23 protein-coding genes and 1 pseudogene are annotated in these 21844 nt (G+C 70.7%); 13 read left to right on the top strand and 11 right to left on the bottom strand.

The features are described 5' to 3' along the window. The first annotated feature begins 213 nt into the window (after positions 1–213). Positions 214–618 (top strand): hypothetical protein, encoded by a 405-nt coding sequence (locus ACWC97_RS19330; RefSeq protein ID WP_352274471.1) that lies wholly within the window; start codon positions 214–216, stop codon positions 616–618. 196 nt (positions 619–814) lie between these two features. Here ACWC97_RS19330 and ACWC97_RS19335 read toward each other — a convergent pair whose 3' ends face one another. Then, complete coding sequence (locus ACWC97_RS19335; RefSeq protein ID WP_450650489.1) at positions 815–2944, bottom strand: MMPL family transporter; 2130 nt, start codon at positions 2942–2944, stop codon at positions 815–817. Between the two features lie 78 nt (positions 2945–3022). On the opposite strand from ACWC97_RS19335, the gene ACWC97_RS19340 reads away from it, so the two are divergent. After that, positions 3023–3511, top strand: coding sequence for a MarR family winged helix-turn-helix transcriptional regulator (locus ACWC97_RS19340; protein WP_352274469.1), 489 nt, complete (start codon positions 3023–3025; stop codon positions 3509–3511). 86 nt (positions 3512–3597) lie between these two features. On the opposite strand, the gene ACWC97_RS19345 is transcribed toward ACWC97_RS19340, so the two are convergent. The 3 genes from ACWC97_RS19345 to ACWC97_RS19355 all read right to left on the bottom strand — a co-directional run bounded on the left by ACWC97_RS19345 (position 3598) and on the right by ACWC97_RS19355 (position 5776). Next, a complete protein-coding gene (locus tag ACWC97_RS19345; RefSeq protein WP_352274468.1) occupies positions 3598–3765 on the bottom strand; it encodes a hypothetical protein in 168 nt (55 codons plus the stop codon). 155 nt (positions 3766–3920) lie between these two features. Continuing rightward, the gene (locus tag ACWC97_RS19350; RefSeq protein WP_259928450.1) at positions 3921–4556 is read right to left on the bottom strand and encodes a response regulator transcription factor; all 636 of its coding nucleotides are present in this window, start codon (positions 4554–4556) and stop codon (positions 3921–3923) included. Beyond that, positions 4544–5776 (bottom strand): sensor histidine kinase, encoded by a 1233-nt coding sequence (locus ACWC97_RS19355; protein WP_450650492.1) that lies wholly within the window; start codon positions 5774–5776, stop codon positions 4544–4546. Before ACWC97_RS19355 ends, ACWC97_RS19350 begins: the two co-directional genes overlap by 13 nt. A 169-nt stretch (positions 5777–5945) precedes the next feature. Here ACWC97_RS19355 and ACWC97_RS19360 point away from each other — a divergent pair, with 169 nt between their 5' ends. From ACWC97_RS19360 to ACWC97_RS19375, 4 genes are all read left to right on the top strand, one after another. After that, positions 5946–6680: an ABC transporter ATP-binding protein gene (locus ACWC97_RS19360; protein WP_385213479.1), complete on the top strand. Its 735-nt coding sequence runs from the start codon at positions 5946–5948 to the stop codon at positions 6678–6680. Next, positions 6677–9094, top strand: coding sequence for an FtsX-like permease family protein (locus ACWC97_RS19365; protein ID WP_450650493.1), 2418 nt, complete (start codon positions 6677–6679; stop codon positions 9092–9094). Before ACWC97_RS19360 ends, ACWC97_RS19365 begins: the two co-directional genes overlap by 4 nt. Before the next feature lie 349 nt (positions 9095–9443). Then, on the top strand, positions 9444–9860 hold the full coding sequence (locus ACWC97_RS19370; RefSeq protein WP_450650495.1) for a hypothetical protein: 417 nt from the start codon (positions 9444–9446) through the stop codon (positions 9858–9860). Positions 9861–10351: 491 nt separating this feature from the next. Beyond that, positions 10352–10762, top strand: coding sequence for a hypothetical protein (locus ACWC97_RS19375; protein ID WP_450650497.1), 411 nt, complete (start codon positions 10352–10354; stop codon positions 10760–10762). A 107-nt stretch (positions 10763–10869) separates the two neighbouring features. On the opposite strand, the gene ACWC97_RS19380 is transcribed toward ACWC97_RS19375, so the two are convergent. After that, positions 10870–11346, bottom strand: coding sequence for a hypothetical protein (locus ACWC97_RS19380; protein WP_450650499.1), 477 nt, complete (start codon positions 11344–11346; stop codon positions 10870–10872). Between the two features lie 139 nt (positions 11347–11485). On the opposite strand from ACWC97_RS19380, the pseudogene ACWC97_RS19385 reads away from it, so the two are divergent. Then, a pseudogene (locus tag ACWC97_RS19385) lies at positions 11486–12420 on the top strand (ADP-ribosylglycohydrolase family protein). 71 nt (positions 12421–12491) lie between these two features. On the opposite strand, the gene ACWC97_RS19390 reads toward ACWC97_RS19385, so the two are convergent. The 6 genes from ACWC97_RS19390 to ACWC97_RS19415 form a co-directional block, all read right to left on the bottom strand. Continuing rightward, positions 12492–12800 (bottom strand): DUF7677 family protein, encoded by a 309-nt coding sequence (locus ACWC97_RS19390; RefSeq protein WP_450650501.1) that lies wholly within the window; start codon positions 12798–12800, stop codon positions 12492–12494. 43 nt (positions 12801–12843) lie between these two features. Then, positions 12844–13170: a DUF1330 domain-containing protein gene (locus ACWC97_RS19395; RefSeq protein WP_352274461.1), complete on the bottom strand. Its 327-nt coding sequence runs from the start codon at positions 13168–13170 to the stop codon at positions 12844–12846. A gap of 347 nt (positions 13171–13517) precedes the next feature. After that, a complete protein-coding gene (locus tag ACWC97_RS19400) occupies positions 13518–13931 on the bottom strand; it encodes an ATP-binding protein (protein WP_450650503.1) in 414 nt (137 codons plus the stop codon). Continuing rightward, entirely contained in the window at positions 13931–14341 is a 411-nt protein-coding gene (locus ACWC97_RS19405; RefSeq protein ID WP_352274459.1) for a pyridoxamine 5'-phosphate oxidase family protein, read from the bottom strand. The genes ACWC97_RS19400 and ACWC97_RS19405 overlap by 1 nt, the downstream gene beginning before the upstream one ends. Beyond that, a complete protein-coding gene (locus tag ACWC97_RS19410) occupies positions 14341–16062 on the bottom strand; it encodes a SulP family inorganic anion transporter (protein WP_450650505.1) in 1722 nt (573 codons plus the stop codon). Before ACWC97_RS19410 ends, ACWC97_RS19405 begins: the two co-directional genes overlap by 1 nt. Beyond that, on the bottom strand, positions 16059–16400 hold the full coding sequence (locus ACWC97_RS19415; RefSeq protein WP_450650507.1) for an ArsR/SmtB family transcription factor: 342 nt from the start codon (positions 16398–16400) through the stop codon (positions 16059–16061). The genes ACWC97_RS19410 and ACWC97_RS19415 overlap by 4 nt, the downstream gene beginning before the upstream one ends. A 126-nt stretch (positions 16401–16526) precedes the next feature. On the opposite strand from ACWC97_RS19415, the gene ACWC97_RS19420 reads away from it, so the two are divergent. The 6 genes from ACWC97_RS19420 (at position 16527) to ureC (ending at position 21844) form a co-directional block, all read left to right on the top strand. Further along, positions 16527–16880: a zinc ribbon domain-containing protein YjdM gene (locus ACWC97_RS19420; RefSeq protein ID WP_352274457.1), complete on the top strand. Its 354-nt coding sequence runs from the start codon at positions 16527–16529 to the stop codon at positions 16878–16880. A gap of 139 nt (positions 16881–17019) precedes the next feature. Then, entirely contained in the window at positions 17020–17673 is a 654-nt protein-coding gene (locus tag ACWC97_RS19425) for a DUF7691 family protein (RefSeq protein ID WP_352274456.1), read from the top strand. A 208-nt stretch (positions 17674–17881) separates the two neighbouring features. Further along, positions 17882–18325 carry an NUDIX hydrolase gene (locus ACWC97_RS19430; protein ID WP_450650510.1) on the top strand — a complete coding sequence of 148 codons (444 nt, stop codon included), beginning with the start codon at positions 17882–17884 and terminating at the stop codon, positions 18323–18325. 623 nt (positions 18326–18948) lie between these two features. Continuing rightward, complete coding sequence (gene ureA, locus ACWC97_RS19435; RefSeq protein WP_352274454.1) at positions 18949–19335, top strand: urease subunit gamma; 387 nt, start codon at positions 18949–18951, stop codon at positions 19333–19335. A gap of 179 nt (positions 19336–19514) precedes the next feature. Continuing rightward, positions 19515–19943 carry an urease subunit beta gene (locus ACWC97_RS19440; protein WP_352274453.1) on the top strand — a complete coding sequence of 143 codons (429 nt, stop codon included), beginning with the start codon at positions 19515–19517 and terminating at the stop codon, positions 19941–19943. A 32-nt stretch (positions 19944–19975) separates the two neighbouring features. Then, positions 19976–21844: an urease subunit alpha gene (gene ureC, locus ACWC97_RS19445; RefSeq protein WP_450650513.1), complete on the top strand. Its 1869-nt coding sequence runs from the start codon at positions 19976–19978 to the stop codon at positions 21842–21844.

Below are 21844 nucleotides of genomic sequence, written 5' to 3' on the forward strand. Positions count from 1 at the left end.
CGATAGCCCCCTTTGTGTCGTCCGTACCGTCTCGACCGTCCAAGCACCCTAACTCAATATTCGCACACTCATTCGAATATCGAACGGACGCCGCTTCCACCACCCTGCCGTCGGCACCGCACTCCGGCGGCTGACGGGCTCCGGCGCCGCTCTCCCCGGATGCCGGGAGTCCGGCGGCCGTAGGGTGGCGGAACAGAAGGAAGGGGGCGGACGGTGCGTGGTGTGGGGCCGCTGGTGCAGGTGTCCGACGGGCCGGGTGGGCTCGCGGTGTGGGGGGTGGCGGAGCCCGAGCGGTGGGCGGGGGTGGATGTGAACGTGATGGTGGAGGCGGGCGAGGACCTCGGGGCGGTGGATCTGCGGCTGCTCGGGGAGGTGCTGGAGCATCTGGACGACGTGGTGGCGGAGGCACGGCGGTTCGTCTGCGCGCGGCTGGACGTGCCGGAGGAGCGGGCGGCGTTGGACACTCCGGAGGTGAACGTCTACACCGACGGGTGGATGCTGCGGTTCGCGGAGGGAGACCTGCCGATCTGCGAGCCGTACGGGGTCGGGGTGGTGTTCGAGGGGCTGCGGCCGGTGCGGCTGGAGGACCTGAGCGAGGCCGAGCCGATCGAGGACTGACCGGCCGTCACCACGCGTCGCCCCGACGCCGGAGCACCGCCGGGGCGGTGGGGCGACGGGGCGACGGACCGGGACGGTCGGCGTGGCCGTGAGGACGGCCGGGCCTGCCGCGCCCGGATACGCAGGCGCCGGCCTTCATCGGGGAACTGCCGTGGCCGCCGTCCTCGACGACCACGGAGCCGCTCCCGGGTACACCTCAACTGCTGGCGGTTTCCGTTGCTTTCGCGTCGGCCGCGGGCGGAATCGGGCCCCCGGCATCCGTCTGCCGCGCCAGTCGGCCTGGCCACCACACCGCGGGACCGATGTCCCTCACGAGCGCGGGCACCAGGAGCGAGCGCACCACGATGGTGTCCAGCAGCACACCGAAGGCGACGATGAAGGCGATCTGCGCCAGAAAGGCGAGGGGGATGACGACGAGGGCCGCGAAGGTGGCGGCCAGGACCACTCCCGCGGATGTGATCACGCCGCCGGTGGCGACGAGCCCGCGGAGCATTCCCTGCCTGGTTCCGAGCCGCAGCGTTTCCTCGCGGACGCGGGACATGAGGAAGATGTTGTAGTCGACGCCCAGGGCGACGAGGAAGACGAATCCGTACAGGGGCACGGAGGCGTCCGTGCCCGAGAACCCGAATCCGTGCTCGAAGACCAGTCCGGCGACGCCCAGCGTCGCCAGGTAGTTCAGGCCCACGGTGGCGACCAGCAGGACGGGCAGGAGCAACGAGCGGAGCAGAACGACGAGGATGGCGAGGATGATCGCGAGGACGACGGGGATGATGAGGTTCTTGTCGTGCTCGGCGGTGCGCTGCGTGTCGTACTGCTGGGCCGTGTAGCCGCCCACGAGAGCGTGCGCGTCCACGGCGTGGACCCGGCCGCGGAGTTCTCGGACCGCCTTCTTGGCTGCGTCGCTGTCCGGGGCGTCGGTCAGCGTCGCGTTGATGCGGACCAGGCCGTCGACGACCAGAGGATTCCCGCCGGGTGCGTCGGTGACCACCTGCGCGTCGGCCACTCCCGGTGTCCGGCGGGCGGCTTCCCGTACTGCGGCCCGGCTGTCCGCGTCGGCGACGATGACCGCCGGCTGACCGGAGCCGCCGGGGAAGTGCTTGCCCAGGGTCCGCTGCGCCGCGACGGACGGCGCGTCGTTGACGAAGAGCTCGTCGAACGGGACCCCCTTCGACTGGAGCGCGGGGAAGAACGCGGCGCCGGCCAGCAGCAGGCCGGTGGTGATGATCCACAGCTGCCGGGGACGGCGGTCCACCCGGCGGGCGACATGGCGCCAGATCCCGTGGCCCCCGGTCCCGGCGTCGGCCGGCTTCGGCCTGGCGGGCCAGAAGGCGGCCCTGCCCATCAGGGCCAGGACCGCGGGCAGGAAGGTGAGGGTCGTGAGGACGGCGCAGACCACCCCGATCGCCCCGACCGGCCCGAGCGCCCTGTTGTTGGTCAGGTCGCTCAGGAGAAGGGCGAGCAGGCCGAGTGCGACGGTGGCGGCGCTGGCGGTGATGGCTCCGAACGAGCCACGGGTGGCGGCCAGGGCGGCTGCGGCGCGGTCGCCGGTGGCGGCCAGTTCCTCACGGAAGCGGGCCGTGAGCAGGAGGGCGTAGTCGGTGGCCGCGCCGATCACGAGGATGGAGAGGATGCCCTGCACCTGGCCGTCGACGCGGACGATGTCGTTGTCGGCGAGCACGTAGACGATCGCGCAGGCGACCCCGAGGGCGAAGACGGAGCTGATGATGATGAGGAACGGGAGGAGGACGCTGCGGTAGACGAACAGGAGGATGAGCAGGACCGCGGCGAGGGCCACGCCGAGCAGCACCCCGTCGATCCCGGCGAACGCCTCCTTCAGATCTCCCTGGTTGGCCGCGGGCCCGGCGAGTTGGGCCCGGCTGTCCGGTACGGCGTCCGCTGCGGCCCGGATCATGTCCAGCGTCTCGCCGAGCCCGTCCCCGAGGTCCGGAGACAGTGGCACGACGCCCTGGAGTGCCTCGCCGTCCTCCGAGGGGAAGGCCGGGGAGGGAGTGCCCTCCACGCCCCGGGCACCCTTCAGCGATTGCAGCGCGGCGGTCGCCGCCTCCTGCTGGGACTGCGACATGTCGCCGCCCTCGGCGGATGTCCAGACGAGGATCGCGGGCAGGGCCTCCCGCTGGTCGAAGGTCTTCAGCCGCTCGATCACCTTCGTGGACTCGGCGTTCTGGGGCAGGAAGGCGGCCTGGTCGTTGGTGGACACCTCGCCGAGCTTGCCGGCGTAGGAGCCGAAGGCTCCTCCCAGGCCGATCCAGACCACGACGAGGACGAGGGGGACCAGCCAGCGGACTGGTCGGCGCACGCGGTTCATCGATTCCCCAGGGGACGAGAGGTAAAGGTAACTCAACGATAAACTATCTCAATGGTTGAGTGATACTAGGATTGACGCATGCCGTCACGCTCACCGGACACGACCGACCAGGCCAGCGACCTGTTCGCCTACGCAACCCTGCTGCGAACGCTGAACCGCGAGCTGAACCGGACCACCCTGGACTTCGCCCATCAGCACGGCCTGCACACGACGGACATCCACGCCCTCGCCGTGATCATGGATTCCTCGGCGTCCTCCGGCGGCCCGGTGACCCCCTCGCACCTCCGGGAGGAGCTGGGGCTGACCTCCGGAGCGATCACCGCCTGCCTCGACCGGCTGGAGCGTTCGGGGCACGTCAGCCGCGTCCGCGACACCGCGGACCGCAGGGTCGTCCACCTCGTCTACAACCCCGACGCCCGTGCGCTCGCGCGCGAGTACTTCAGCCCTCTCGCGCGGGCCACCGAGACCGCGCGCAGCCGGTTCGCCCCGGAACAGCTGACCACGATCGCGGACTTCCTCCGGGCGCTCAACGCCGAGCTGGCCGCGGCGCACGAGCCGCAGGCGTGAGGGGCCCGTTTCCGCGTCACGCACGAGGAGGGGGCGCCCGGCTCACTGCCGGACGCCCCCTCCTCAGGTGCTCTCGCCGCTACGGGTCACTTCTTGCCGCTGGTCAGCCACACTCCCAGCGCCGATCCGACCCAGACGACGCCGGTACCGACTCCGGCCAGGACCCTCGTGGTGCCGGTGTAGTGGGCGAAGGTGCTGACGTAGACCGCCGCCGCCGTGGAGACGATGAGCAGCAGCCAGAGCACGGGCTTCATCAGGGGTTCCTCCTGTTGTGCTCCCCCGGCGGTCCGATGGGCGGCCGGGAGGTGGGATCTCTTACGTCGTCCACCTTCTTCCTCCGCCCCCGGTCGGCACATCGGACCGTTCCCCCGAACCGGAGGTGTAGCCCGCTACACCTCCGGGACGCGGGTCAGGCGTTCAGGTAGGCGAGCACCGCGAGGACCCGGCGGTGACCGCTGTCGCTCGGCGGCAGGTTCAGCTTGGCGAGGATGCTGCCGATGTGCTTGCTGACCGAGCGTTCGGTGATGAACAGGGTCGTGGCGATCGTGGGATTGTCCAGGCCCTGCGCCATCAGCCCGAGGACCTCCCGCTCCCGGGGGGACAGCGCGTCCAGCGGGTCCCGGCGGCTCATCAACTGGGAGACGACCTCGGGGTCCAGCGCCGTTCCGCCCGCGGCGACCCGCTCCAGCGCGTCCTGGAACTCCTCGATGTGTCCCACCCGGTCCTTGAGCAGGTAGCCGATCCCCGAGGCGCCCTGTCCGAGCAGTTCGGCGGCGTAGCTCTCCTCGACGTACTGGGAGAGCACCAGGAGCGGCAGGCCGGGGATGAGCTTCCGGGCCTCTATGGCGGCACGCAGCCCCTCGTCGCGGAATCCGGGCGGCAGCCGGACGTCCAGGACGGCGACGTCCGGCCGGTGTTCGAGCAGGGTGGGGACGATCTCGGGCCCGCTCCCCACGACGGCCACGATCTCGTGCCCGACATCCTCCAGGAGCAGAATCAGACCCTCGCGGAGAAGGACGTTGTCCTCCGCGATCACAATCCGCACGGCAGCACCACCTCAATCGTCGTTCCGGAACCGACAGGGCTGTCGATCCTCGTCGTACCGTCCAGGGCGGCGACCCGTCGCCGTACCCCGGCGAGTCCGCTGCCCGAGGCGGAGCCGGGCTCGGCCCCTCCGCGCCCGTCGTCCCGTACCAGGATGCGCAGCGTGGGACCGTCGTACCGGAGCGACACCTGCGCACGGTCCGCGTGGCTGTGCCGGGCGATGTTGGTCAGCGCCTCGGCGACGACGAAGTAGGCGGCCGCCTCGACGGCGGCCGGGGGGCGGCGGTCGGTCTCGGGCAGATCCAGGGTGGTGGGGATCGGCCGGCCCGCGGCCAGGGAGCGGATGGCCCCGTTCAGTCCCCGGTCGGAGAGGATAGGCGGGTGGATGCCGCGGATGACGGTGCGCAGTTGGACGAGTGCCTCGTCCACCGTGTCCCTGGCTTCGAGCACCATTCTCCGGGAACTCTGGGGGTCCTTGTCGAACCGGCGGTCGGCCAGGGCCAGGCGCATGGCCACCGCCACGAGTTGGGCCTGGGTGCCGTCGTGGAGGTCGCGTTCGATCCGTCGGAGTTCCGCCTCGTGGGCCTGGAGGGCTCCGGCGCGCGAGGTGGTCAGTTCCTCGATCCGTCGGCCGGCGCCGGTCCACGTACCGAGCATGACCTCCGCGATCCAGGTCTCCAGCCTCATCGTGGCGGGGGCCAGCCAGAAGAAGAGGGCGGCGAAGAGCCAGACACACACGGCGGACAGGACGATCGCCTGCATCCAGGTGGTGAGGGGGGCCGCGAGGAGGGTGAGGGTCCCGCCGGGGAGGGTCCACCACCACAGCGGGATGGAGATCGTCAGCAGCAGACTGAGCAGCACACCCAGGACGAGGACGGGAAGGACCAGCCCCACGATGCCGTGCACCAGCATCCACGCCACGTCCTTGCGAGTCCCCGGGGACCGCAGGAGTTGGCGCGTCCGCTGGTAGGCGTTGCCCTCGGGCGTCGCGTAGGGCCGGCGCACGGGGCGGCCGAGAACGCGTTCGGCGCGTCGGCGTTCGGCGTCGGCCAAGGCGCGCAACGGCCGCACCGCCCAGGGCAGGACCGGTGCGAAGAGCAGTGAGAAGCAGACGAGCGGCAACAGAACGTAACCGACGAGCGAAAGCAGAGCGGTAGCGAGCCCACCCAGGAGATACCTCGTGGATCGTAGGCTGTGGAGTGCTCTTGCCTTCAGGTCCATGGAGCAAGACCGTACTTGACGGGCGTTCCCTTGTCATAAGTGCGCGCTCCACCTGGCAGGTGGAGCGCGCTACACCCGCGGTTCGGGTGCGGGACCGCTGCCGTCCGCCCGGCTTGCCCGATTACGTTCGGTACTCGTTCTGACCGATCGAGGAACCGAAGGACCCACCATGCAACCGATGACGACGACCCGGGCCACACCGTTCGCCGTGTCCCTGGAGGAGGTCTCCCAGTCCTACGGCGAGGTGACCGCGCTGGACCGGGTCAACTGGGGGTTCCGCAAGGGCAGTCTCACCGCGATCATGGGCCCGTCCGGATCGGGCAAGAGCACCTTCCTGCACTGCGCCTCGGGACTCGACCGTCCCAGCAGCGGAACGGTACGGCTCGGTGATCTGGACATGGGAGGGCTCCGCGAGACGGAGTTGACCCGGCTGCGCCGTGAACGGATCGGGTTCGTCTTCCAGGGCTACAACCTCATGCCCTCGATGGACGTCGAGCGCAACATCACCCTCCCGCTGTCCCTCGGCGGCCGCCGGGCGGACAGGCACTGGCTGGACGAAGTGGTCCACCGCGTGGGGATGGCCGGCCACCTGGACCGGCTTCCGGCACGCCTGTCCGGCGGCCAGCAGCAGCGGGTGGCGGTCGCCCGGGCGCTCGTCACCCGCCCGGAGATCGTCTTCGCCGACGAGCCGACGGCCGCGCTCGATCCGAGGTCGGCCGAACACGTCCTGAAACTGCTGCGCGACGCGGTCGACGAGATGGAGCAGACGGTCGTGCTGGTCACCCACGACCCGGTGGCGGCGGCCTGGGCCGACAGTGTCGTCTTCCTGAGCGAGGGCAGGATCGTCGACGAGCTCACGGCTCCCTCCGCCGCGACCGTCCTGGCCCACTGGGGGACGCTGTGAGGCGCGGGATCGCCGCCGGAGTGGCGGCGGCACTGCTGTGCGCGGCAGTACTGACGGGCGCGTTCGGGGTTCTGCTGGAGTCCGCGCTGCGGGCGCACGGATCGGCCGACCGCTATGGGAACGCTGTGGCCGTCGTCGCCGCGAGCCAGCGCGTGGAGACCGTCCGGGACGACCAGACCGATGTCAGGCCGCTGGTGGAACGGGCCCGGGTACCGGTATCGGTGGCGGACCGGGTCCGCACGGTACCGGGGGTCACGGAGGTGGTCGCGGACGTCTCCCTGCCGGTGGTCACCGCCGACGGGACCGTGCGGACCGGCCGCGGCTGGGACGCGACCGCGCTCACCGCCGTCGAACTGCGCGCCGGCCGGGCTCCGCGGGCGGACCACGAGGTCGCGGTGGACTCCCGCGGCGGCCGGGCCGTCGGGGACACCGTCCGCCTCCAGGCGGGCGGCGGGGCGCCGGAGCCCTACCGGGTCAGCGGCCTGGTGGCCGGCCGGTCCACCGCGGGCGACGACGTCTGGTTCGCCCAGCGTACGGCACAGGCCCTCAGCGGCCGCCCCGGGCACGCGGACGCGCTGGTCGTGCTCGGCACGAAGGAGACGTCCGCCCCGTCGCTGCGGGCAGCCGCCCCCGGTCTCGTCGTCGCGGCCGGTGCGGACCGCGGTGACGTCGAGAACCCGGAGGTGGCCGCGGCACGACTCGACCTGATCGGCGTGTGCGCGTCGATCGGCGGTGTCGCCCTCCTCGTCGTGCTGCTGATCGTGACCGGTCTGCTGGACGTGTCCGTACGGGACCGGGCCCGCGAACTCGCCGTCCTGCGCGCCATCGGCGCCACCCCCCGGCAGGTCCGCCGGGTGATCGTCCGCGAGACGCTCAAGGTCGCGGTGCCGGCGTCGCTCCTGGGCGGTCTGCTGTCCCTGGGGCTCGGCGCTCTGCTGCACCGCTTCATGGCCGAGCGGGGTGTCCTGCCGCAGGGGCTCGGGCTCGTACTGGGGCCTTTGCCCGTCGCCGGTGCCCTGGCGCTCACGGTCCTCATCGCGGTCGGTTCCGCCTGGCTCGCGGCACGGCGCGTCTCCCTGATCCAGCCGGCCAAGGCCGTGAGCGAGACCTCCGCCGAACCGACCCGGCTACCGCGCTGGCGCATGGTCACCGGACTGGTGTTCCTGTTCGTCGGCCTCGGTTCGGCCACCACCGCGTTCGCGTTCGGCGGGCAGGTGGCGAGCGCGGCCATGGGCGGACTCGTCCTCTCCCTCATCTGGGCCGCGGCGCTGCTGGGCCCGTCGATCGCCCGAGGGGGAATCACTGTCCTCAGCCCGGTCGCACGTCTGCTGTTCCCGGTCCCGGGGCGGCTCGCCACCGACACGGCCACCGCCGCGGCCGTGCGACTCGCATCGGTGATCACACCGATCGCACTCGCGCTCTCCTTCGGCGCCAGCCAGCTGTTCGTGCAGACCACCGCGGTCAACGCCACCCGGACCCAGGCGGCTGCCGGGCTGCGCGCGGACCACGTCCTCGTCTCGGACGGGCCGGGCGTGCCCCGGGCCATGCACCGGGCGGTGGAGAAGACGGCCGGGCCCGGGGCCGTGACCGCGGTGAAACGCACCACCGTGGTGATGCAGGTGGCGGACCAGCTCCAGTCCCTGCCCGCCCAAGGGGTGACGGGCGCACTGTCGAACCTGGACCCGGGGGTGGAGGCGGGCGCGCTGAAGGGCCTGCGCGGCAGGAACACGGTCGCGCTCAGTTCGAACGTCGGCAGCAAGGCCGACGTCGGTTCGACCGTGTCCCTCTGGCTCGGCGACGGCACCGTGATCCGCCCCGAGGTGGTGGCCGTCTACGACCGGGGCCAGGGCTTCGGGGACGTCCTGCTGCCTCACGAGGTGGTCACCGCCCATGTCACCGACTCGGGCCACGACGACTACCTCCTGGTGAAGGGAGAGGCCGACCTGCGACCGGTGCTCGACCGCTTCCCCGGGACCCGCGCCGCGTCCGCCGGACAGTACAGTGCGGCCCTCACCGAGAAGGCCCGCCAGGAGGCCCTGCCCGGGCTGTTCGCCGTCGCGGCGATCTCCTTGTTCACCCTGATCGGTGTGGTGACCACCCTGGCCGTCGCCACCGCGTCCCGCCGTCGTGAACTGGCCCTGCTCCGGCTCATCGGCGCGACCCGCGGCCAGGTTCTGGCGATGCTGCGGCTGGAGACCTGCCTCGTACTCGGCACGGGGACCGCCGTCGGCTCCCTGGTCGCGGCGGTGACGCTGCTGACCTTCGGCGGCGCGGTGACCGGTCTGTCCGCGCTGTCGGTGTCACCCTCGGTCTGCGCGGCCGTACTCGGCACGGTGTTCCTGTCGGGCACGGCGGCCGTCATGCTGCCCGCCCGCCGGCTGCTGCGCCGCCGCGGGTCTCCTCGGATCGCGTAGCGGAACCGGGTCCGGCCCCTCTCGTGCTCCCCGTCCTCGGACGGGGCACGGGAGGGGCCGTTCCCGCATGTGCCGCGTACGGCTCAGGACCAGCCGGCGCACCCCGGGCGCTCCGACCGCGATGGCTCACTCGTAGAAGCAGGCAGCCCTCAACATGTCGGCGATCAAACTCCAGTCGGGCTGGTCGGGAACGGGTTTTCCTCGGTTGCCGATGCAGCCCCCGTGCGGGAGACCATGTGGTTCCGAATCAGCGGAAGGAAACCCTCCGTCGCAATCAGTGGCTACCGTCAGCCATATGACGCATATAAGGAAGATCCAGACGCGACGTATGGCAGTAACGCTGGCCGCTGTGGCAGCCGCGGTGGTACTGGGCGTGGGCGGGGCGATTGCGGCGGTCGGCCAGGACGACGGGTCGTCCGGCCCGACTCCGGTGCCCACAGGGACGTCCGACACGGGAAGCGGCGTGGACAACGGCGGTGTGGACAACGGCGGCGTCGACACCGGTGGCGGAGACAGCGGATCCGTCAGCGGTTCGGGCGGCACCGACGGCGGCAGCTCCAGTGGTACGGCTGCGGGAGGCTCGGGAGGTACCGAGTCCCCGTCTCCTACGGCCGAACCCACATCCCACCCCACGGATCCGACAAACCTGGACGACCTGGCGGAACGCATCGACGGCCTGGAGAAGAAGGTGGACGAGTTGCCCACCAAGAAGGAACTGGCCGATGCCCTCCGGGCCTTCGCGGACAAGTTGGACCAGCAGGACTGAGATCAACGGATCCACCGCGAACGGCGGCTCCCGGGTCCGTGCGGATCGCCCGTCCGCACGGACCCGTTCCACCGTTCCCCGAGGCCCCGTCGCCGAGCTGCACGAGAACGCCTCTGCCGACGGCTGGGATGCCCACCCCTTCGTTTGCGTCTGAAGGACTGCCGGGCTTTCGCCTGTGACGAGCGCCACATGGAGCGCATGCCGCACGGAGCAGCGTTTTGCAGCAGGGGTGCTGTCTGAGGGGTGGATGGGACAGAGAGCCTGTCTGCTCCGGCCCTTGTGGCTGGAGGCCGATGCTGTTTGATCTACAGGAGTTGTTGATGACCTCCATCGGTTCGCACAGGCGGAAGCGCGGATGGCTGGCTGTTGTCGCGAGTGCCGCGGTACTCGCAACGGGCACGGGGGCGGCAGTCGCCTCGTCCGTCAGTGCGTCGCCCGTGTCGGCAGCGCCCGCCGTCGCGCCCCTCCAGGCCGCCTCTACGGACAGCGCCGTGACGGTGGTTGCGCCGGGTGAACGGATCGCGGTCGCCGGCGACGCGTTGTGGCTGACGGCGAAGGGCCTGTACATCGGCGCCCCGGAGCCGTCGGGAGCCGACAGCCCCCACGTCATGCGGGTCGCAGACGTTCTCCCCGGCAAGGTGTCCACCATCGCCCGCGGCAACGCCTCCGGAACGCTCTGGGCAGGCATCTACCGCGGTCCGGTGACAGCGGCAACCACGGTCACCGTCAAGCTCGGAGCCCGAACCCTCCAGGCCAAGGTCATCACCCTCGCCGACAAGCCCGGCTGGGCCGCCTACTACGTCTCCGACGCGAAGGGCAGCGCGGACGTGAAGCCGTCGATCACCGTCCAGGATGCCGACGGCACGGTCGTGGCGTCGCCGGCCAAGTCCGGCAAGGGCTGAACCGGCTCGCAATCTCCAACGACGAGCTCGGGCTCGGCGCGGCCTCCATCATGTTGATTGCCGCGTCGAGCCCGAACGGTTCGCGCCTGTCGTGCCGCCCATCATTGCTACGACGGCCAGTTGACGACGCCGTCACGCACGACCAGCGGCTCTGTCTGGCGCGACTCGTGAAACCGGGTCCACCCCAGATCCACACTGCCGTCGAAGCGTCGATGACAGTCGCCGGCCTTGGTCGCAAGCCAACCGAGCAGCTCACCTGTGAGATCGAACTGGTCGGGGTGGATCTCCTGCCGACTGGTCAGAGCCCATGCACCGTACAGGGGGGCTTTTCTGCGCAGAAGGACGGAGACGAGTGCGCCATCCACCTTGAACGCCTCGCCGTGGCAAGCCAGAAGAGGCTGGGGATGGTCCTCGACGACGAGTACGCCGTCATCGTCCTCGTTCCAAGAAGGAAACTCGGTCACGATGTGAAGGGTCTCCGGTTCGGGGCCGAGCCCGAGGTGCCATCGGAGCTCGACGAGCTCGTCCTCGGACAGCTCGTCGCGCAGATCCAGCGTGAGCATGAGCTCAAAGATGTCAGCCATGGCCGTACACGGTAGTGCCCACTTCCGACAGCTCCGCCCCTCGTCGTTGCGGATCCCTCCCCCGGGCCGGAGATGACGGCAGACCAACAGCCGGGCAGGAGGGCCGCGGTGGGCCGCGTGGCGCGGATAGCCTGCGCGGATGAATCGGATGCAGTGGGCCGCCGGCGTCATCGTCGGCTCGGCGGTGGGTGACGCGCTGGGCGGCCCCTTCGAGTTCGGGCCCCAGGGTGCCTTCTCCGCGCGGTTCCCCGCCCCTGGCTCGGGTGGCGAGATGTGCGGAGGCGGCGGTTGGGACCCCGGCGAGGCGACCGACGACACGCAGATGGCCATCCTGGTCGCGGATTCCCTGCTCGAACGGGGCGGGCTGGATCTGCCGGACGTCTTCGCCCGCTTCCTGCGGTGGGCGGCTTCGGGCCCCAAGGACATCGGCCTGCAGACCGAAGACGTCCTGACCAGCGGCATGCCCTGGGATCTCGCCGCGGCGATCCATTTCCAGGTCAACCGACGAGCGGCCGGGAACGGCTCCCTGATGCGAGCATCGACCGCCGCGGTCCACTTCGCGCCCGCCGGCCGGGAAGCCACCATGGACGCGGCCCGGCGCATCGCCGCCCTCACCCACGGCGACCGCGCGGCCTGGGAAGGCACCGCCATCTTCCACGAACTCATCCGCGTCATAGGGGAAGGCGTCGACCCCCTCGACGCACTCCCGGACATCCTGGCTCATGTCCACCCCGACCACCGCGGCCGCTACGCCACCGTCCTGGCACCCGACTGGCATCCCGATCGGGCGACCGAGTTCAACGGTGCCGTCTGGCCCTGCCTGGGCTCCGCCGTCTGGGCGCTACGGACCACCGCCGACTTCGAGGACGCGATACGCGCGGCGATCGACCTCGGCGGTGACACGGACACCGTCGCCGCGGTGACCGGGGGGCTCGCAGGGCGTACTACGGCCTGGACGCAATCCCCGCCCGCTGGACCGAGCCCCTCCACGTCCCCCTCCCCGGATTCGACGGACGGGTGCTACGCCCGGCAGACCTGCTCGACCTCGCACACCGGCTCACCGTCGTCGCGTAGGCAGAACGCTGGCTCTCCTTGGGGCCGGAAGCGTACGGACCCGTTTCTCGAACGGCGTCGCACGGTAGTGGTCAATGGAGTTGGCACTCCCAGGGCTCGATGTCCGGCTCCCCCGGGGGCAGTTCGCCGGTGCAGTATCGGTAGATCCAGGCCGCGGCCCGGCGTTCCGCGTACTTCTCATTGAGCGGTTCGCCCTGCTCGTCCAGTTTGAGGACGTTGGCGAAGATCGCGACGCAGATCTCCATCTGAGAGGGCGACTCGCGCAGCTCCTCCCAGTAATCGATTCCTTTCAGCATCGGATGGCCCAGCGATCCTTGAGCGAGCCATCCGGCGAAGCGTCGCAGGGCTCCCGACGCGCCATGACTGAGATGCGAAGACATGCGAAGAATCTAGCCTCGGCGTTCCCGGGCCGGGGACAGCTGGTCACCTCCTGGCGGCGCGTGCGGTCGGGTCGTAGTCGGGGCCGACGCCCTCGACCAGAACCACGTCACCGGTGACATGGTCGGTGCGCAACCGCAGGATGTCCTGGTAGGCGGGAGAGTCGTACCAGGCGCGGGCCTCGGCCAGGTTGGGGAACTCGATGAGCACCATCGCGCCCGGCCAGGCGCCCTCCAGCACCTCCGCCGGAAGGCCGTGGATCACGAAGCGGCCCGCGAACGGGTCGAGGGTGGCCTGGATGCGCTCCAGGTACGTACGGATGTCGGGGTGGGTGCTGGTGCTGTGGAGGTGGGCGAAACCGTAGGCGGTCATGGGCGGGCTCCTTCGCGACGAGGCGGGATGGGGCGCGTCATCAGGATGCGGGGCGGGGGTGGTGGCGGGCCATTACCTCCGAGGTAGTCGCCCTTCCCCGGGCCGGACGCGCGCGGCAGGTGCTCGCCGGGAAGTTCACAGCGTGCGAGGACGTCCGGGGCGGTGTCGGGCACGGGGGCCGCCGCCGGTGTCCAGGACGATGTCGACCGACCCACCGGCCGTCCCGGGCAGCGCAGCCCATGACGCCCCGGCCGGTGTCCGGCCAACGGCTCCGGTGAAGCGGTACGCCGCGCCGCCGTCCGGGTATCCGGTCGTGGTCGCGGTCGGGTTTCCCCGGTTCGGCGGTTTCAGAGGGGGAGGGTGATCCAGACGCTCTTTCCCGTACCGTCGGTGTCGGGCCGGGTGACCGCGGTGCCGCCGAGTCCCAGGGTGAGTTCCATGACGGTGCCCAGCCCGCCCGTGCCCGGGTCGTGCAACGGGGGCCGGTAGGGGTGGTGGTCGTGGACGGCGAAGGCGAGCGTGTCCTTGCTTCCCGCGTAGACCACCGTGATGTTCGGTGAGCGGTCGGCGGCGTGCCGGACGCTGTTGGTGACGAGTTCGCTCAGGATCAGGAGCGCCGGGCCGACGGTGGGGTGGTGCAGGCTCACCCCCCATTCGGTGAGGGCGAGCTCGGCGGTTTCTCGGGCCATGCGGACGGCCGGGCCCGTGGCGGGCACCGTCAGCACATGCCGCCAGGGGAGTTTCTCGATCCGCGGAACCATCACATCCCCTGGTGGGCGAGGCGGAACCCGGCGACCGTCTGCGGCTGGATGCGCAGGAGCGTGTCGTGCGGGCCGTGGGTCCAGCCGAGGAGCGTCCTGCGGTAGTGGGCGGCCTCGTCCGGGTCGGTGACGACGTCGGCGGGACCGGTGACGGTGACCGTCCAGCCGGTGCCGCCGTCCTCCTTGATCCGGTCGGCCTGGTAGGTGAGGACGGTGCGTCCGGACAGGGCGGCGGCCTGGACCGGGGCCCGGACGATCAGACGGCCGTGGTCGAGGCGGTGCACCGCCGGACGGACGACCGGGATCTCCCGCCGGACGTACACCAGGCGTCCCTGGTCGGCGCCTTCGAGCAGCCACAGGGCCTCGGCGCCGGAGATCTCCCTCAGGTGGCGGGGAACGGGGCTGGTCATCAGGTGGGCTCCTGAACGGTGGTACGCGAAGAATGCTGGGAAGGAAGGGACGGCAGGAGCCCGTCGCCCTCCAGGCGGGCGCGGGCCCCGGCGATCGCTTCCGGCGTGGTGGCGTACTCACGGCCCTCCGGGCACAGCAGCGCGAGGGTGCCGGTCGAGTCGAGGACCTGCCGGTGCTCGGGCCGTATCCCGGAGGCCAGTACGGTGATGCCGCACCGGTCCAGTTTCTGGACGGCGTCCTTGAGGACGAGGGCGCCGGTGGCGTCGATGGTCGATACCCGCGACATGCGCAGGATGACGACGCGGACGTCGGCGACCTCGGAGAGCTCCAGCAGGAAGCGGTGGGCCGCGGCGAAGAACAGCGGGCCGTCGAGGCGGTAGGCGACGATGTGCTCGGCGAGCAGCGCGTGTTCCTCGCCGTTGTGGTCGTCGTGGTCCAGTGGGATCTCGTCCATGCGGGCCTGTCGTGCGACGGACCGGAGCGCCAGTGCCCCGGCTGCGGCCAGGCCGATGATCACCGCGTACACGAGGTCGAGGGCGAGGGTCGCGAAGGCGGTCAGGACGAGGATCAGCGCGTCCGGGCGGGTGGCCCTGGCCATCGCCCGCAGCGAGCCGACCTCGACCATGCGGACCGCGGTGGCCAGCAGCACGCCCGCGAGGGCGGCGAGGGGAATCCTGGAGACCAGCGGGGCGGCCGCGAAGACGATGACGGCGAGGACGGCGGCGTGGGTGAGCGCGGCGAGCCGGGAGGATGCGCCGGTACGGACGTTGGCCGCGGTGCGGGCGATGGCGCCGGTCGCGGGGACACCGCCGAACAGCGGGGCGGCGATGTTCGCCAGGCCCTGCCCGAACAGCTCCTTGTCCGGGTCGTGCTTCTGCCCCACCGTCATGCCGTCCGCGACCTGGGCCGAGAGGAGCGATTCCAGGGCGGCGAGGGCGGCCACCGCGACCGCCGGGGCCAGCAGTGGGCCGAGGGCTCCGGGGTGCAGGAAGGCGATGGAGGGGGCGGGCAGGCCGGAGGGCAGGGTGCCGATCGATGCGGCCGCGAGGTGCAGGAGCTGCACGACGGCCGTGGCGGCGATCACCGCGACGATCGAGAACGGGACCGTCGGCCGCCACCGCGCGCCGAGCAGCATCACCAGCATCACCCCGAGAGCGAGGGCGGGGGCGGTCCAGTCGGGGGCACGGACGAACTCCTCGACCGCGCGCCAGGTGACCACCAGGACCTTGTCGCCGTCCGGCTTGGCGACCCCGAGCGCGTTCGGGACCTGCTGGAGCCCGATGACACAGGCGATGCCGAGGGTGAAACCCTCCACCACCGGGGCCGGGATGTAGGCCATGTACCGCCCGGCCCGCAGCAGCGCGAGCGCGATCAGCATGGCCCCGGCGATCAGCCCGACGGTGAGCACACCACCGGGGCCGTACTGAGCGACGATCGGGACCAGGACCACGGTCATCGCGCCGGTCGGCCCGGACACCTGAAGGTTGGATCCGCCGAAGACCGCCGCCAGCGCACCGGCCACCACCGCGGTCGCGAGTCCGGCCTCGGCGCCGAGGCCGGACGAGACGCCGAAACCGAGCGCGAGCGGCAGCGCGACGATAGCCACGGTCAGTCCGGCCAGCAGATCCCTGCGCGGGTCGCGGCCCATCGCCACCAGGTCCGCACGGCTGGGCAGCAGGGAGAGTGCCGAGCCCAGGGCCCGGCCGATCGAGGTGCTCACTTGACGGTGGCCTCGGCTTCCCGCAGCTCCTCCAGCAGTTGGTGCCGACCCGCCAGCATCTCGGTCAGGATGCGGCGCGCGGCCCGCAGCAGCTCCGCGACGTCCCCGCCGGCGAGTCCGTACACCACCGTCGCCCCCTCCCGCCGGGAGGCCACGATGCCGGAGCGGCGCAACACCGCGAGCTGCTGCGACAGGGCCGAGGGCTCCACCTCGATCCGCGCCAGCAGTTCCCGTACCGGCATCGGCCCGTCCTGGAGCAGTTCCAGTACCCGGATCCGCACCGGATGCCCCAGCATCCGGAAGAACTCGGCCTTGGCCTGGTACAGCGGAACCGACACGACCTCTGGGACCTCTCCTCGACACACGTGTGCGCTGTGCCCGCGGCTACCTACGGGCACAGCCACCACAGCATGTGATGAATTGCAAATTTTCGCAATTCCGCTAGTCAGAAATATACTGCGCCGGTGACCGAGAACCTTCCCGCATGCCCCCAGTGCTCCAGCGCCTACACCTATGAGATGGGCGCGCTCCTGGTCTGCCCGGAATGCGGGCACGAGTGGCCGCCCGCGTCCGGGGAACCGGAGGACGCCACCGAGGGGCGGGTCGTCAAGGACGCCGTCGGCAACGTGCTGAACGACGGTGACGCCGTGATCGTCGTCAAGGCCCTCAAGGTCAAGGGCAGCCCGTCGGGCATCAAGGCCGGTACCAAGGTGCGCGGCATCCGCCTGATCGACGGCGTCGACGGCCACGACATCGACTGCCGGATCGACGGCTTCGGGGCCATGCAGCTCAAGTCCGCAGTCGTCAGGAAAGCCTGATCCCGAGTCCGGCACGGGTGCTGGCCCCCACGCGCGTCCGCGATTCGCGGCAGTGCCGGGTGCGGTTCGTCCTTCGCGGTGGTTCGGGCGGACGGCCCGGGGCGCTGTGCATGTCAGTGGCCTTTGGCAGGGTGGCCGCATGAGCAAAGTAGTCAACTACTCCATGGCGAACCGCGGGGAAGTCATGCGGTTCCTGCCCGCCCTTGACCTGAGCGACGAGGAATCGCGGCTCCTGGGCAGGATGCGAGAGCGGGCGCGGGCACGCCAGGAAAGTCTCGATGCCCAGGAGGTGGACTGGGGGCTGTCGGTTCCGGACGCGCTGGACGAGCTGATCACCGGTCGGGCCGATTCCACCGCGGAGTACGCCGGCAGCGCCTACTACGCGGCCCTCCAGATCATCATCGACCACAACGCGTCCGACTCCACCACCCTGGCGAGTTACCGAAGCCCCTCCACTCTCTTCTCCGCTCTGGACGACGCGTTGGGCGCGGTCGGCGTCCAGCCGGACCTGCTGCCCTACCAGTACGTCTACAGCGGTCCGCCCTCGGAGATCGGGTTCCACGTGCCCAGCCCCCTGGAAGGTTCTCCGGAGATCGGGTACTGGCCGCTGGCGAAGGCCGGACCGGCGGTGGAGGCGTACCGGGCGGTGCTGGACCGGATCGACGCCGACCTGCGGTACGACCTGGAAGAGCTGATCAAGGCCCTCGACAGCTGGTACTCGGAATGGGCCGAGGGCCAGGGCGCCTGGTGGTGGGCCGAAGACGGATCGGTCTTCTTCTCCATCACCGGCTGAACCGACCCCGGGCTGCCCCTGCCCCGTCGGCCGCGCACGGGCCGGTGGGGCAGGGGCCCGCACCTGCCGCTCCCGGTGCCCCCCTCCCGGGACCACGGGGCACGAGCGGAAACCCCTGCTCACCAGGTGTTTCACCGATGTGTCCGTGGAGGCCGCCGGGCGGGGCCCGTGAAGGGTTCGCCGGCTCGGAGCTGCGAGAATCGCGTGCATGGAGCAACAGAGTGGGACGGAGGCCGGTCCGGTCCTCCCCCAGGAGGAACCCCTGATCGTCGTGGCTGCGGCCGTTGTGGAGCAGGGACGGCTGCTGGTCGTGAGCAAGAAGGCGGCACCCGAGGTGTTCTACCTTCCGGGCGGGAAGCCCGACCCGGGTGAGACGGCGGCCGAAGCGCTGGCGCGGGAACTCGACGAGGAACTCGGAGTCCGCCCTGTCGCGCCGCGGTTCCTGGCCGACGTCGAAGCCGTGGCCGCGCTGGAGAAGGTGCCCATGCGGCTGACGGTCTTCATGGCGGGGCTCAGCGGGGCACCGCGACCGGCGGCCGAACTGGCCGACATGCGGTGGATCGACGGCGGCGAACCGGATGTCCGACTCGCTCCAGCAGTGCGGGACCAGGTCCTCCCGCTCCTCAGGCGCGACGGCCTGCCGGCCGCGTAAGGACCGGCTCCGCTGCCGATGGGGGCCCCGAGCATGCCGCGGGGTCCGCTCCTGCGTGCCGCGCGTCCGCCTCGCAGTACCTCTCCCACGGGCTGGTGAGCATGCGGGCGCGGTATGGCGGTCAGCTCCACGGCTCTCCATTCGTCCGTGTTCCTCTTCTCGGTTCTTCTTCCTTGCGGTTCCTCTTCCTTGCGGCGGGCGACGGATTCGGTCAAACGCTCGCTTCGGCATCCGTTCGGGGCCGACTCTGTGGTTATGCGGCAGCACGACGGCCCTGGGCGTGATGATCGTCTGCGGCGCGGGGTGGCTCGGCCGACGAACCGGTGAATCCGGCTCGCGCCGCTGGCTCATGTTCGTTCCCGGAAACGGGAGATCCCGTAGGCGCGGTCCACGTCCGCAGGCGCACCCGCTCGTCCATGTGACAACTGCCGGGCACGCGACGGCGCTCGGGACTCGCGGGCCCTTGTCGAAGGGGGCCACCTGCCTGCGGGCGATTCGCCGACCGGACGCACCTGCCGAGCCCGGCGGACGCGCCGTCCGGACGGTCGGGCACGGGCCGGGACCGCGTGGCGCCGCTGTCCCTCCCGGGGCCGGGGCGTCCTCATCACCGCAGAGGAGCACGGATGCACCTGATTCCCTCAGAGCAGGAGAAGCTGCTGCTGAGCGTGGCCGGGATGCTGGCCAGCTACCGCAAGGAGCGCGGCATCAAGCTGAACTACCCCGAGGCGGTGGCCTACATCAGTTGCTGGGTCATCGAGGAGGCGCGGGCGGGCAACTACACCGTCGACCAGATGATGAGCGACCCCGACGTTCCGCTGGAGCAGCGGAAGGGCGACACCCAGGGCCGGGGCGAGAGCGTCCTGACGACCGACGACGTCATGGAGGGCGTGCCCGAGATGCTCGACATCCTCCAGGTCGAGGCGACCTTCCCCGACGGGCGCAAGCTCGTCACCCTCTACGACCCGATCCGTCCGCCGAAGACCGCCCCGCTGCCCGCTCCCCTCCGCTGAGGTCGAACATGCCCTACTTCCAGCCGCTGGCCCCGAAGCCTCCGGTGACCACGCCGGTCGCGTGTCCGGGTACGTGCCCCTGCCACTCGGCCCATACCTGTCACGAGCCGGACCCCGTACCGCCCTCGTCCCTGGACCCGGGCCGGTCCCACGACTTCTCCCGGTACAAGGTGGGAGGAGTGTGGGTCAGGGACCCGGACGCGGTGCATGTGCTCAACGCGCGGAGCGAGAAGGCCCTTGTCTACGTGGTCAACGTCGGTGACCGCGACATCCAGATCGGTTCGCACTTCCATCTGGCCGATGTCAACGAGGACCTGCTGTTCTTCACCGACCTGGACACCGCCACCGCGGCCGAGGCCGCTCTGACCGATCCCCGGCTCCTGCGGTCCGAGCAGATCCTGGCGGCCCGCGAGCTGGCGTACGACCGGTCGAAGACGCCGGGGCAGGCGCCTTGGGGACACCGCCTCGACATCGCTCCCGGGGACTCCATGCGGTTCAGCCCCGAGAACGCGCCGAGCGAGGCGATCGAGGTCGTGCCCATCGGCGGGAGACGACAAGTGCCGGGCCTGCGCAAGGACAAGCCGGCCGACGACGTCGCTCTCGACTGACCGGGCCCTCGTACACCAGCTGAAGGAACGCAATGGCGAACATCACCCGTGAGCAGTACGCGAAGTCCTACGGCCCGACCGTGGGCGACCAGGTCCGCCTGGGCGACACCAACCTCTGGATCGAGGTCACCGAGGACCTGACGTTCGGTGGGGACGAGGCGATCTTCGGCGGCGGCAAGACCATCCGCGAGTCGATGCTGCAGGGGACGGCCACCAGTGCGCAGGGCGCCCCCGACACCGTGATCACCAACGTGGTCATTCTGGATGTCGCCCCCGCTCTGGAGCGGGGCGACGGCGACTCCATCGTGCGTGCCGACGTCGGGATCAAGGGCGGCAAGATCGTCGCGGTCGGCAAGGCCGGCAACAGCGACGTCATGGACGGGGTCACCCCGGGCCTGGAGATCGGCCCTTCCACGGACGTGATCTCCGGCGAGGGCAAGATCCTCACCGCGGGTGCCGTCGACACTCATGTGCACTACATCTCCCCCTCGGCCGTCATGGAGGCCCTGTCCACCGGGACCACCACAGTGATCGGCGGCGGCGTGGGCCCCTCCGAGGGATCCAAGGCGACCACCGTGACCCCCGGCCCGCAGCACCTGGTGAACCTGCACCGCAGCTTCGACGACCTGCCGGTCAACGTGATGCTGCTGGCCAAGGGCAACACCGTCGGCGAACAGGGTCTGGACGAGCAGGCGCTCGCGGGCGCCGGCGGCTACAAGATCCACGAGGACTGGGGAGCCACTCCGGCAGCGCTGGACGCCGCGCTGAAGGCCGGGGAGAAGTGGGGGCTGCAAGTCACCCTGCACGCCGACTCCCTCAACGAGTCGGGCTTCGTCGAGACCACCCTCGCCGCCATCGACGGGCGCGGGGTCCACGTCTTCCACGCCGAGGGCGCCGGGGGCGGACACGCTCCGGACATCCTCAGGGTCGCCGCCGTGGAGAACGTCCTGCCCGCCTCGACGAACCCGACGCTCCCCTACACCGCGAACACGGTGGCCGAGCACATCGACATGCTGGCCTCCGCCCACCACCTCGACCTCAGGAACAAGAACGACCAGGCTTTCGCCGACTCCCGCATCCGCTCCACGACGATGTTCGCCGAGGACGTGCTGCACGACATGGGCGCGATCTCCATCACCTCCTCCGACGCCCAGGCCATGGGCCGGATCGGCGAGGTCGTGACCCGCACCTGGCAGGTCGCCCACGTCATGAAGGAGTGGAGCCACACGACCTTCAAGGACGCGAACTTCTTCTACGGGTCCACCCGGGGGAAGGGCGACAACGCGCGGGCGCTGCGCTACGTGGCCAAGTACACCATCAACCCCGCCCTCGCCCACGGCATCGACGAGCACGTGGGTTCCGTGGCGGTGGGCAAGCTCGCTGACCTGGTGCTGTGGGACCCTCGGTTCTTCGCCGTACGGCCCGAGTTGGTCATCAAGGCCGGTGCCATGGTGATCGGCAACCTGGGTGATCCCAACGGTTCGGTGTCGACCCCGCAGCCGACCTTCCTGCGCCCCGCGATGGCTGCCGCGATCGCCTGCCGGCTGTCCTACTCGTTCGTCTCCGAGAAGGTTCTCACCTCCGGCCCCGACCTGTACGACACGGTGAGCGGCAAGGGCGTGTTCAAGGACTCGTTGAAGGAGACTCTCGGCCTCCGGCGCGAACTGAGGGGCGCGAAGCCCGTCCAGGGGGTCCGGAAGGCGGACATGGTCTTCAACGGTGAGTGCTTCGGCATCGACATCGATCCGGGCACCTTCAAGATCGCGGTGGAGATCCCGGAAGCCGACCCGTCGGAGGGACACGCCCTCACCAGGCACAAGAGCCTGAACGGCTACTGGGAACTCGACCAGCCGAAACCGCCGAGGAGCCTGCCGCTCACCCAGCGGTACCTGCTGTTCTGA

Source organism: Streptomyces sp. NPDC001108, assembly GCF_053598535.1.